This is a genomic window from Deinococcus soli (ex Cha et al. 2016), assembly GCF_001007995.1.
GTDB lineage: Bacteria > Deinococcota > Deinococci > Deinococcales > Deinococcaceae > Deinococcus > Deinococcus soli.
Map to the genome: position 1 here is coordinate 2,712,134 of NZ_CP011389.1, position 11,644 is coordinate 2,723,777.

9 protein-coding genes are annotated in these 11,644 nt (G+C 73.8%); 6 read left to right on the forward strand and 3 right to left on the reverse strand.

Translation table 11 applies throughout. The features are described from left to right. Positions 1-50: 50 nt before the first annotated feature. From SY84_RS16675 to SY84_RS13205, 3 genes are read right to left on the reverse strand one after another with little or no spacing between them, the layout of a single operon-like run. Positions 51-2,900 (reverse strand): hypothetical protein, encoded by a 2,850-nt coding sequence (locus SY84_RS16675; protein ID WP_046844392.1) that lies wholly within the window; start codon positions 2,898-2,900, stop codon positions 51-53. A gap of 57 nt (positions 2,901-2,957) precedes the next feature. After that, positions 2,958-4,274, reverse strand: coding sequence for a sensor histidine kinase (locus tag SY84_RS13200; RefSeq protein WP_046844393.1), 1,317 nt, complete (start codon positions 4,272-4,274; stop codon positions 2,958-2,960). Then, complete coding sequence (locus tag SY84_RS13205) at positions 4,271-4,954, reverse strand: response regulator transcription factor (RefSeq protein ID WP_046844394.1); 684 nt, start codon at positions 4,952-4,954, stop codon at positions 4,271-4,273. The genes SY84_RS13200 and SY84_RS13205 overlap by 4 nt, the downstream gene beginning before the upstream one ends. A gap of 165 nt (positions 4,955-5,119) precedes the next feature. Between SY84_RS13205 and SY84_RS13210 the strand changes: the two genes are divergently transcribed. The 6 genes from SY84_RS13210 to SY84_RS13235 are packed head-to-tail and all read left to right on the forward strand — an operon-like array spanning position 5,120 to position 11,596. Then, entirely contained in the window at positions 5,120-6,475 is a 1,356-nt protein-coding gene (locus SY84_RS13210; protein WP_046844395.1) for a TolC family protein, read from the forward strand. Beyond that, positions 6,472-7,521: a TolC family protein gene (locus tag SY84_RS13215; RefSeq protein WP_046844396.1), complete on the forward strand. Its 1,050-nt coding sequence runs from the start codon at positions 6,472-6,474 to the stop codon at positions 7,519-7,521. Before SY84_RS13210 ends, SY84_RS13215 begins: the two co-directional genes overlap by 4 nt. Beyond that, positions 7,518-8,900, forward strand: coding sequence for an efflux RND transporter periplasmic adaptor subunit (locus SY84_RS13220; protein ID WP_046844397.1), 1,383 nt, complete (start codon positions 7,518-7,520; stop codon positions 8,898-8,900). Before SY84_RS13215 ends, SY84_RS13220 begins: the two co-directional genes overlap by 4 nt. Then, positions 8,897-9,655, forward strand: a complete 759-nt coding sequence (locus tag SY84_RS13225) for an ABC transporter ATP-binding protein (protein WP_328512058.1) — start codon at positions 8,897-8,899, stop codon at positions 9,653-9,655. The genes SY84_RS13220 and SY84_RS13225 overlap by 4 nt, the downstream gene beginning before the upstream one ends. Next, entirely contained in the window at positions 9,652-10,977 is a 1,326-nt protein-coding gene (locus tag SY84_RS13230) for an ABC transporter permease (protein ID WP_157882988.1), read from the forward strand. Before SY84_RS13225 ends, SY84_RS13230 begins: the two co-directional genes overlap by 4 nt. 13 nt (positions 10,978-10,990) lie before the next feature. Further along, positions 10,991-11,596, forward strand: a complete 606-nt coding sequence (locus SY84_RS13235) for a hypothetical protein (RefSeq protein WP_046844398.1) — start codon at positions 10,991-10,993, stop codon at positions 11,594-11,596. Positions 11,597-11,644: the final 48 nt, after the last annotated feature.

Here is an 11,644-nt window from a genome sequence, read left to right on the forward strand (position 1 = left end):
ACGCCACCGCAGCCCCGGACCCACCCGCTCGGGTCCGGGGCTGCTGACGCTCAGGTGGGAGCGCCTGTGCCCCCCGGCACCACCGGCTGCGTCACGCGCCGTGCGCCACTGTCCTCCTCCTGACCGTCCTGCCCGACGGTGCCATCCGGGCGGGGCGCACGTACGGCCAGCAGGAGCAGTGCCAGTCCGGTCACGAGCACCGCGAGGCCCGTCGCGACGTGCGGCAGGTCGTACAGGCGGGCGTCGAGCAGCGCAGCCTTCACGCCTGCCGCCGCGCCGATCCCGACCCCCATGTCCCACAGGGGCCGCGCCCCACCCCGGCCCACGCCCCCCCAGCGCCACGCGCCCAGGGCGACCAGCACCCCGGTGATCAGCGCGCCCACGCTGCCCAGCGTGCCCAGCGGACCATCCAGCATCACGGCCAGTCGGGGCGACAGCGTCAGCCACAGGGTGCTGATCGCCAGCGCCAGACCCCCCGCGATCAGCGGCGCGCGCCAGATGCGCGCAGGCATGGGTGGCAGCGACGCGGCCAGCGGGGTCCAGTGGGTCCACAGGCGGCGACCGGTCGGTGTGTGCAGCAGCGCCCACGCGCCCAGCAGCGCCAGCGCCGCACAGGGCAGCGCCCACCGGTCGGCGGTGCCGTCCGCCCGCCACGCCAGCCAGGGGGACGCGGCGCGGGTCAGGACCTCGCTCGCCAGAGTCAGGGAGACGACCCCCGCCCCCACCAGCAGAGCGGCCGTCGATACGACATCCGCGCGCCGCAGCGCCAGGCGGTGCCCGATGAGCGCGAGGGCCGCAGCAGCCAGCCCCACGCTCGAAGCCCGGTCGATGCCGGTCCACACGCCCAGCGCGGCGAGCAGGGAAGCCACCGCGAGACAGGCGGCAAACTGCGACGCCGGAGCGGCCGGGAGCGCCGGGAACGACGCCGCCGGTGCCGGAGCGTCCGCACCGCCTACCCCCTGAGGCGTCGTGCGCCGCGCCACCCTCCGCGCAGCGGAATTGACCCGCGACGCCAGCAGCGCCAGCACGCTGCCCAGCAGGGCCAGCAGCAGCGCCGTCAGGCTGACCGGACCGGCGGGCAGCGCACGGAACATCCCCCACACCGCCAGGAGGATCGACGTCCCGGTGACCGCCACCTGCGCACCCGCCCGCAGCGGCTCCAGCGGCGCGCCCACCCGGCGCCTCAGGGTCCCCTCGGCCCACAGCGACGCACCGAGCAGCAGGGCCACGCCCGCGGCCTCCAGTAGGCCACCCAGCCCGAACACGGTGGCCGCGACACCCAGCGCTGCGGACTGCGCCTGCGCTTCCGGTCGCCAGCCCCGCCGGGACACGCGGGCCGCGGCGACCCAGGCCCCGAGCAGCGCCGCCGCCGTGCCCCACACCAGCGCCGGCGCTGTCCCACTTCTCAACGTCACGGTCACGGCCACCAGGGCACTCAGGCCAGTCAGAGCCCCGCCTATTCGCACCCAGGTGCGGCTGCGGGCCGCGAGGCCCACCCCGGCCAGCGCGACCCCCAGCCCCAGGTAACCAAGCGGGCGACTGCGCGCCCCCAGCAGACCCAACAGCGCCGAACCCAGCAGCGTGGCCGTGCCTGCCGTCGCGCCGCCCGCCACGGCACCCGCCAGTTCCGCGCCCGGCGTGCGGCCCGCCGCCCCCTCGCGCTGCTGCGTGCGCCACCCCCAGGCACCCAGGGCCGCGCCCCCCACCGCGAGCAGCAGCAGGGCTGCCAGCGATCCGCTCTGGTCCAGCTGAACCCCCACGCCCAGCGCACCCGCCGCCGCCAGCAGGGGCACAGCGGCCGCCAGGGCAGACGCCACGCCCAGTTCCAGGTAGGCGGGCCGGTCATCCGACGCGGCCCGGGGCGGCAGGGTCGCCGCGCCGCGCAACAGGGCCGCCGCCGTCCCGCAGGCCAGCAGCGTGCCCGCCACCCACGCCCACGCGCCCCACCCGGTCAGGTGCAGCGCCGCCAGCACGCCCGGCACCGGGAGCGTGCCCGGGACGTGTCCCAGCGCCGCCAGCAGGTGCCCGGCGGGCAGCGCCGCAGCGACCAGCACGGTCAGCACCAGACTCGACTCGCGCGGCAGCCCGGCCGGAGCCTCCGCGCCCGTCAGGGCGTCCCCGCCGCGCAGGGCGCGCAGCAGCGCCGGGACGGCCAGCGCGGGAATCAGTCCCGTGACCCCCATCACCAGCGGCGACCAGACGCCCAGATCGTCACCCAGCATCCAGCTCGACACGGCCGCGCCCGCCCCGGCCATCGCGGCCAGCAGCGGCTCACCGGTCCGCAGGCTCCGCACCGCCATCAGCCCTGACAGGACCAGCAGGCCCGCCATGACCACCCCCGGCCCCGAGGGGCCCAGGTGCTGCGCCAGGCCGCCCAGCCCCAGCGCGCCCGAGGCGTATGCCAGCCCGCGCAGCGCGCCCGCCACCGGCTGCGGTACGCCCCGCGCCGTCCACCACAGCAGCGCCGCGAACGCGTACACCGCCACCAGCGTCGTCCAGCCCGGCAGGGACAGCGCCCGCAGTGTCCACGCCAGCCCCCCGATGACCAGCCCACCGCCGATCACGCTCATGCGCGCCCGGCTGAACTCCGGTGCGCCCAGGTCCAGGTCAGGCATCCAGCGCCGCCGCACTGGCTGCGGCTGCGCCTCGTCCGGCCAGGTGGATGGGGCCACCACGGCTGCTGGTGCTGCGGTGGTCCGCCACCCCCGTTCCGGCTCGATGGCCGGTTCAGCCGCGGTCGGGGGGGCAGCCGGACGCCGCGGCGGCGCAGCAGGTGGCGCGGAGCGGGTCAGGGCGTCCACCTGGCGACGCACGTCATTCAACCTGCGTTCGAGGCGGACGCTGCGCACGAGCAGGACGACCAGCAGACCCACGAGCAGCAGCTCGGTCAGGGGGGACATGCCCGCAGCATAAGCGAGCGCCGCACCTCACCCGGCCGCAGGTGACCACCCCTCTGATCAGCCCAGGGCGCCGGGCAGCGTTACCGTGAAATGCGCGCCGCCCAGACCTTTCGAGGCCGCCAGCGCTGCCTGCCCCCCGTGCGCGGCGGCCAGGGCGCGCACGATGGCGAGACCCAGGCCGCTGCCACCGGTGTCGCGGGAGCGGCTGGCGTCCAGGCGGGTGAAGCGGGTGAAGACCGCCTCGCGGCTGCCCTCGGGGATGCCGGGGCCGTCGTCCTCGACGTGCAGGACGACCTGCTCGCCGCGCGCCTCCACGCGGACCTGCACGCGGCTGCGGGCGTGGCGCAGGGCGTTGTCCACGAGGTTCGTGGTGATCTGCCGCACCCGGTCCCGGTCGGCGTGCGTGAGGGCCGGTTCAGCCTGCACGCCCAGTGTCAGGCCCAGGGCGGCCGCGCGGTCCTGGAGCGCCTGCACCACCTCCTGCCCCAGCGCGCCCAGGTCGAGGGGACGCGGGTCCAGCGCCAGCCGCCCGGCGTCCGCGAGGGTCAGGGTGCGCAGGTCACCCACCAGCCGCGTGAGCAGCTGCGTCTGCGTGCTCAGCAGCGCGATCTGCTCGGTGGTCAGCGGGTACACGCCGTCCTCCAGGGCGTCCAGGCGGGCCTGGATCACGGCGATCGGGGTGCGCAGTTCGTGCGCGATGTCCGCGACCGCCTGCTGCCGCTCGCGTTCGAGCGCCTGGAGGTTCTCGGCCATGTCGTTGAAGGAGTGCGCCAGCGCCGCGATCTCCCGCTCGCCGCCCAGCACGGGCGCGCGCGCACTCAGATCCCCACTGGCCAGCCGCGCCGCCGCGCCCGACACCGCCGAGACGGGGCGCGCCACCCGCCGCGAGATCAGGAACGCCAGCAGTGCCGACACGGCCGCCGCCACCACGCCCACCTGGAGCAGGCTGCGCTGCACGTCGCGCAGGAAGTCCTGCGCGCGGCTGCGGGGCGGCGGTTTCCCGTCGCTGACCCACAGGTTGCGGGGCCGCTTGCCGTTCGTGACGACCGCGTCGTCCCCGCTGGCCTGTTTCACCACGCCGCTGACATCCAGACTGCTCTCGAAGGGGTCCAGGTACGCGTCGGCGGCGCTGCCGGTGCGGATCACGGGCAGCGGGGGGGTCGGGGCGATCAGTTCGCCGCGCAGCGCCGCCGCCTGCTGCTCGCGCAGCAGTTGCCGCACGCCGCTGGGCAGCCGCTCGAACTCGCGTTTGACGACCAGATTCGAGAAGTAGAAGGTGCTGCCCACCGCCACGCCCACCACCAGCAGCATGGCCAGGAGCAGCGTCACGGCCAGCGGCTGCCCGCGCCGCAGTCCCGGCGGGCGGGGACTCATCCGGCGGCCTCCAGGCGGTAGCCGACGCCCCGCACCGTGTGCAGCAGTCCGCCGGCGCGCGCGGCGTCCAGTTTGCGGCGCACGCTGGCGAGGTGGGCGTCCACCACCCGTTCCAGCGCGTCACTGTCCGGCAGGGCCGCCGCGAGCAGCTCCTCGCGGGTGTACGCGCGGCCCGGGGCCTCGGCCAGCTGCGACAGCAGGCGGAACTCGGCGGGTGTAAGACTCAGGGCCTCGCCGTGCACGCGCGCCACGACCGCGCGGCGGTCCACCTCCAGCGGCCCGACCCGCAGGGGCCGCTCCGCGTCGTCCAGCAGGGCGGTCGCGCGGCGCAGCACGGCCTTCACGCGCGCCATCACCTCGCGCGGGCGGAACGGCTTGACGACGTAATCGTCCGCGCCGAGCTCCAGTCCCACGATCTGGTCGGTCTCCTCGGCGCGGGCCGTCACGAGAATCACGGGCGTGCCGCTCTCGGCCCGCACCGTCTTCAGGACGTCCAGGCCGCTGCGGCCCGGCAGCATCACGTCGAGCAGGATCAGGTCCGGGCTGGCGGCGCGGTACACGCTCAGGGCGGCGTTCCCGTCCGCGGCGCGCTCGGTGCGGTAGCCCTCCTGGCGGGCGTACGCCTCCAGGACCTCCGCCAGCTGCGGTTCGTCCTCGACGATCAGGATCAGGGCGCTCATGCCTTAAGCGTACGTGAATTGCGTGAAGGGCGCGCGAACGCGCTCAGCGGCGCAGAGCCCGCTGAGATCGGCTCGAATGCCCTCCTGGCGCGGAGAAACCCATCTTCGACAAATCTTCACGCGGGCTGCGCAGAGTCTTGACCGCCCACGCGCACGCTGGGCTCCATGAAACGCTCCCCATCGCCCCACCTGCTCACGCTGGCCCTAGTGCTCGGCGTCACGCACGCCCAGACCGCCGCGCCCCCCGACCTCACCCTGGAGCAGGCGTACGCGCAGCTGGCCCAGGCGCCCAGCGTCACCCGCGCCGCGCTGAGCGTGCAGGTTGCGCAGCAGAACCTCCAGGCGGCGCGCGCCGCGCTGGGCCTGACCGTCAGTGTCAATGGAAGTGCCAGCTACGCCGGGCCGACGACGACCACCGTGAACGGCACCACGACCGCCGTGAGCAGCAGCCTGTCCGGCACGGCGGGCGCGAACGTCAGCCTGGGCCTGCTGCCCTGGTCGAGCGGGCAGAGCAGCCTGCGGGCGTCCGAACGCAGCCTCGCGCTGGCGCAGGCGACCCTGCGCGACGCGAACCTGAGCACCCGGCTGAACGTCGCGCAGGCGTACTTCTCGGCGGTGCTGGCCACGCAGGACATCACCCTGGCGGGCCGCACGCTGGACCTGCGGCAGCGGCAGCTGACGGTCGCGCAGGCGCAGCAGGCCGCCGGGAACGCCACCGCCGAGACGGTCCTGAACGCCCAGAGCGCCGTGCAGGCCGCGCAGAACAGCGTGACGCAGGCGCAGGCCAGCCTGGACAGCGCCCGCCGCACGCTGGACGCCACGCTGGGCAGCGCGCTGGGCGGCGTGAGCTTCAGCACTTTGCCGGACGCCATCCTGACCCTCCCGGACCTGACCGCACTGGTCGCCCGCGCCCGCGCGAGCAGCAGCGACGTGATCAGCGCCCAGAATGCCCTGGCGAGCGCGCAGGAGAGCCTGGAGGCCGACCAGCGCGACGCCCGCCTGCCCGACCTGACCGCCAGCGTCGGCTACGGCGGCGGTTCGGCTGGGACGGTCAGCGCCACGCTGAACGTCAAGCAGGGCACCCTGGGCGGCAGCTACAGCCTGCCGCTGGGGGACCGCGCGGGCACGGGCAGCAACCGCCTGACCGCCAGTGTCAGCGGCTCGTACGTCGTGTACTCACCCGCTCAGCAGGCCGCATTGAGTGCCGCTCAGGCGGGCGTCACGCAGGCGCAGCTGTCCCTGACCGTGGCGCAGCAGAACGCCGAACTCGACGTCCGCAGCCGTTACGTGACGCTGCAGACCAACCTGAACGCCGTGCAGAGCCGCGCCGCGCAGGTGCAGGCCGCGCAACTGGCCGTGCAGACCGCCCAGGCCCGCCTGGACGCCGGGACCGGCACCGCCGACGACCTCGCCGCCGCCACGCTCAGCCTCGCGCAGGCGGAGCGGGACCTGCTGTCCGCCCGCATCACCGCCCAGCTGAGCCTGACCCAGCTTCTCAACGCCGCCGGAGGCCCCCAATGACCCACACCCGTACCCGATTCCTCACCCTCAGCCTGGGCCTCGCCCTGCTCGTGGCGCCCGCCGCGCACGCCCAGACCGCCCTCAGCGCGGGCAGCGCCGTCACCGCCGCGCTGAACAGCAGCAGCGACGTCAAGACCGCCCAGGCGAACCTCGACAAGGCCCAGGCGGCCAGCCGCGCCGCGCAGGCCGACCCCAGCACCCTGGTCGCCGCGAAACTGAGTGCCAGCAACGCCGAGAAGCTCTCGCAGGCGGGGCTGCGCGCCGCGAAACTCAGCTCCCTGCAGAGTGCCATCAGCGCGTACACGGCCCTGCTGGAAGCGCAGGAGAACGTGGAGGTCCAGACCCTCCAGGTGCAGGTGGACACCAAGAGCGTGCAGGTCGCGCAGGTGAAGCTCGGCATCGGGAACGCCACCACCCTGGACGTCACGAACACGCAGAACACCCTGGCCGCCAGCACCCAGGCCCTCGCCGACGCCCGCGCGCAGCTGAACCTCGCCGCCGCGAAACTCGGCACCCTGACCGGCCTGGGAAGCAGCGTCCGCGCGGGCAGCGCCATCACCGCCCCCAAACTGAGTGCCACGCTGGCGGCCCTCCAGGGCGGCCTGGGGACCCTCAGCAGCCTCATCAGCGCCGCGAACGACGTCGCCAGCGCCACACTGAACGTGAAACTCGCCGACAACGACTTCACGCCCACCCGCACCCTCCAGGACGCGAAAACCGCCCTGGCGAACGCGCAGCGCAGCCAGGACAGCGCCCAGAAGACGGCGGGGCAGACCCTGGCCAGCGCGTACCAGGCCGCGCAGAACGCCTACGAACTCCAGCAGGTCGCCCTGAGCCGCGAGGCCGCCGCGCAGAAAACGTACACGCAGGACAGCGCGCGCCTCAGGAGCGGCACGATCAGCGCCGTCGAACTCCAGGCCACCCAGCTGACCCTCAAGAAAGCCCAGTACAGCCGCCTGCAGGCGCAGAACAACGTCACCGAGGCCCTCGCGGCGCTGTCGGTCGCCGCCGGGCAGAACCTCACCGGCATCGGGGGCGCGCTGTGACCACCACCAGCCCCGCCCGTGCCGCCGCGCCGCGCCGCCGCTGGCCGTGGGTGCTCGGGGGCCTCCTGCTGGTCGGTGCCGGCACCGGAGGCGTCCTGTACACCCGCAGCCACAGCGCGCAGACCGCTGCCGTCACCGCCACGACCACCACCAGCCGCGCGCAGCCGGGCGTGGTGCGCGTCTCCGTCAGCGGCCCCGGCACGCTGGAAGCCGCGCAGACCCGCACGGTCGGCGCGGACCTGACCGCCACCGTCGGCGCCGTGCCCGCCGTGGGTGAACGTGTCACCAGGGGGCAGCTGATCACCACCCTGAGCAGCGACAGCGTCGAGCAGAACGTCCAGTCGGCGCAGCTGAACCTCGACAAGGCCCGCGCCAGCCTGGACGCTGCGCGCGCCAGTCAGGCCAGCAGCGCCGCGCAGCGCGCCAGCAGCGTCGTCAGCGCCCGGAGCAGCGTGACGCAGGCCGAGCAGAGCCTCGCGGACGCTCAGCGCACCCTCAGCGGGCAGCGGCAGCTCGCGGCCATCGGGGCGCTCAGTGCCTCCGCGCTGGCCGACGCGCAGTCCGCCGTCACCAAGGCGCAGCAGAGCGTGGACAGCGCCCGCGCCAGCCTGAGCAGCGCCCTGACCCAGCAGCAGACCGGGGCGAGCACCGACGCGCAGAACCTGCGCAGTCAGGCGCTCGCCGTGCAGCAGGCGCAGGACAGCCTGGACGCCGCCGCGCAGGACCGCACCGACCTGAAGGTGTACGCCCCGATGAGCGGCGTGGTCAGCACCGTCACCGCCACCGAGGGCGCCGTCGTCACGAGCGGCGCCAGCATCCTGACCCTGATCGACGACACCACCCTGAACCTCCCGGTGCAGATCGACGAGACCGAGATCGCGGGCGTGAAGGTCGGGCAGCGCGCCGACGTGACCCTCGACGCCTTTGACGGGCAGACCTTCAGCGGGAAGGTCGTGCGCGTTTCGCCGGGCGCGACCCAGAGCAGCGGCATCAGCGTGTTCACCGCCACCGTCCAGCTGACCAACCCGGATGGACAGCTGCGCGCTGGCATGACCGCAGAGGCCGAGATCGTCCAGAGCGAGGCCCAGGGCCTCCTGATCCCCAGCAAGGCCGTGCAGACCGTGCGGAGTCGCAGCTACGTGCAGACCCCCGCCGCCGCGCCCGGCGCCGAACCCGAACGGGTCCGCGTGGAGACCGGCGCGACCGACGGGACGAACACCATCGTCACGGATGGCCTGAGTGCCGGGCAGGAGGTCGTTGTGCCCGGCGCCACCCGCCGCGCGGGCACCTCCGGCACCGGCAGCCAGGGCGGCGGCCAGAACAGCCGACAGGGCGGATTCGGCGGCGCGCCCGGCGGCTTCCCCGGAGGCGCGCCGTGATCACGCCGCAGGTCACCCCGGCCGTCCCCGCGCCCAGCCTCGCCCCGGCGGTCGTGGACCTGCGCGCCGTGCGCAAGGTGTACGCGCAGGGCGACGTGATCTTCGAGGCGCTCCGGGGCGTGGACGTGCAGATCCTGCCGGGCGAGATGGTCGCCCTGATGGGACCGTCGGGCAGCGGCAAGACCACCCTGATGCAGATCATCGGCCTGCTCGACCGGCCCAGCGAGGGCGGGTACTGGCTGGGCGGCCGCGACGTCACCACACTGAGCGAGAACGAACGCGCCGGCGCCCGCAACCTGGAGATCGGCTTCGTGTTCCAGGCGTTCCACCTGCTGCCCCGCCTGAACCTCGTCGAGAACGTCGAGGTCCCCCTCACGTACGCCGGGGTGCCGCCCCGCGAGCGGCGCGAGCGGGCCATGCAGGTCCTGGCGCGCGTGGGGCTGGCCGACAAGGCCCGCAACCTCCCCAGCCAGATCAGCGGCGGGCAGAAACAGCGCGTCGCCATCGCCCGCGCGCTGGCCGGACGTCCCCGCCTGCTGCTCGCGGACGAACCCACCGGGAACCTCGACACCCGCACCAGCGAGGAGGTCATGGGCCTGTTCAGCGACCTGCACGCCGAGGGCACCACCGTCGTGATCGTCACGCACGAGGACGACATCGGCGCGTACGCCGGGCGGGTCATCCGCGTGCGTGACGGCCTGATCGAGAGTGACCGGCGCCAGACGCCCCGGCGTGGCCTGGGGGGCCACCCGTGACCGCAGGCCCCCTCCCGCAGACCGGTGCGGTCGCCCCGACCCCCGCCATCCCCCGGCGCGGTGGGATCGGCCTGAGCGGCGCGTTCACCATCGCGTGGCGCGCCATTGTCGGCACGCCGCTGCGCTCGGTCCTGACCGCGCTGGGCGTCATCATCGGCGTGGCCGCCGTCGTCGCGCTGACCGCCATCGGGCAGGGCAGCACCGCCGGGGTCACGAAGAACCTTGAGAGCCTCGGCACGAACCTCCTGACCGTGCAGAGCGCCCGGGGCGGGGGCGGCGGGAGCCTCGTGCGCGCCGGACCCCGCCAGACCATCACCGTCGAGGACGCCGAGGCGCTGGCGGGCGCCTTCCCGGACCGCGTGGCGGGCGTCGCGCCCAGCGTGACCAGCAACCTGCAGGCCAAGGTCGGCCCGAACAACGCCCAGGTCAGCGTCGTGGGCACCTGGCCCGCGTATGAAACCGTGCGCAACAGCCCGGTCGAGACCGGCGCGTACTTCACCGACGCGGACGTCAGCGGCAGGAAACGCGTCGCCGTGATCGGCCACCAGACGCTCCTGGACCTGTTCGGCGACGGCACCGAGGGCAGCGCCACTCCGGAGCAGGCCCTCGGGCAGAAGGTCCGGCTGGGCAGCGTGACCTTCACCGTCAGCGGCGTCCTGCCCGACAAGGGCAACAGCGGCTTCGGGAACGCCAACAGCCAGGTCCTCATTCCCCTCAGCACGTACCTGCAACGCTTCTCCCGCACGAACAGCGCCGGGGGGCAACCCACCGTCAGCACCGTCTACCTCCAGGCCACCGACGCGAAGGACCTCACGCAGTTACAGACCGACGTCACCGACCTGCTCATGACCCGCCACGACCTGAGCGACCCGGACAGCCTGGACTTCCAGGTGCAGAACCAGGCGGACAGCCTCGCCAGCCTGAACTCCATCACGAACACCCTCACCCTGTTCGTCGGCGCGATCGCGGGCATCAGCCTGCTCGTCGGCGGCATCGGGATCATGAACATCATGCTCGTCTCGGTCACCGAACGCACCCGCGAGATCGGCGTGCGCAAGGCCCTGGGCGCCCGGCCCCGCGACATCCTCACGCAGTTCCTCGTGGAAGCCAGCCTGCTCTCCATCGGCGGCGGCGTGATCGGCATGCTCCTCGGCGTCGCCCTCGCCTTCGGCGGCAAGGCCCTGAACATCACCCCCGTCTTCAGCCTGCCTCCCATGCTGATCGCCTTCGCGTTCAGCGCCCTCGTCGGCGTGTTCTTCGGGTACTACCCCGCCGCACGCGCCGCAAAACTCGACCCCGTCGATTCCCTCAGATACGAGTAACAGGAGACCCCACATGATCCGCACCCCTCTGATCCTCACGGCCCTGATCCTCACTGCCCTCGGCGCCGCCGGTGCCCAGACCGGCACGACCGGCCAGCGTCAGATGACGCCCGAGATGCAGGCCCGCCTGAAAGCCATGCAACCCGTCACCGACCTCGCGCAGACTGTCCGCCTGCTGCCCGACCTGGAAAAGAACAAGGCCACCGCCCTGACAAAGGCGCAGGCCAAGCAGCTCCTGCCGATCCTGACCACCCTCCAGAAGGCGAGCAGCGTGCAGCCGAACGACGCGAAGAAGTACCTCACGCAGATCGAGGACCGGATCCTGACGGGCAAGCAACTGGCGGCGCTCGACACCCTGCTGCTGAAGGCCGAGCAGGAGCGCGAGGCCCGCCGCACGCAGAACCAGAGCGGCCAGAACCAGAGCCAGCGGGTGCCCGGCATGCCCGGCGCCCTCGGCGGCCTGATGGGTGGCCAGCGTCCCGCGGGCGCCAGTCAGGCCGGGCCGGGCCAGAACAGCCAGGGCGGCCAGCCCGGCCAGCCCGGCCAGTTCAATCCCTTCCGGCAGGGCCGCAGCGCCGAGCAGCTGGGCGCGTACATCAAGGTGCTCCAGAAAAAATAATGGACAGGGGAGAGGCGCGCTGGGACCTCCCAGCGCGCCTCTCCCCTC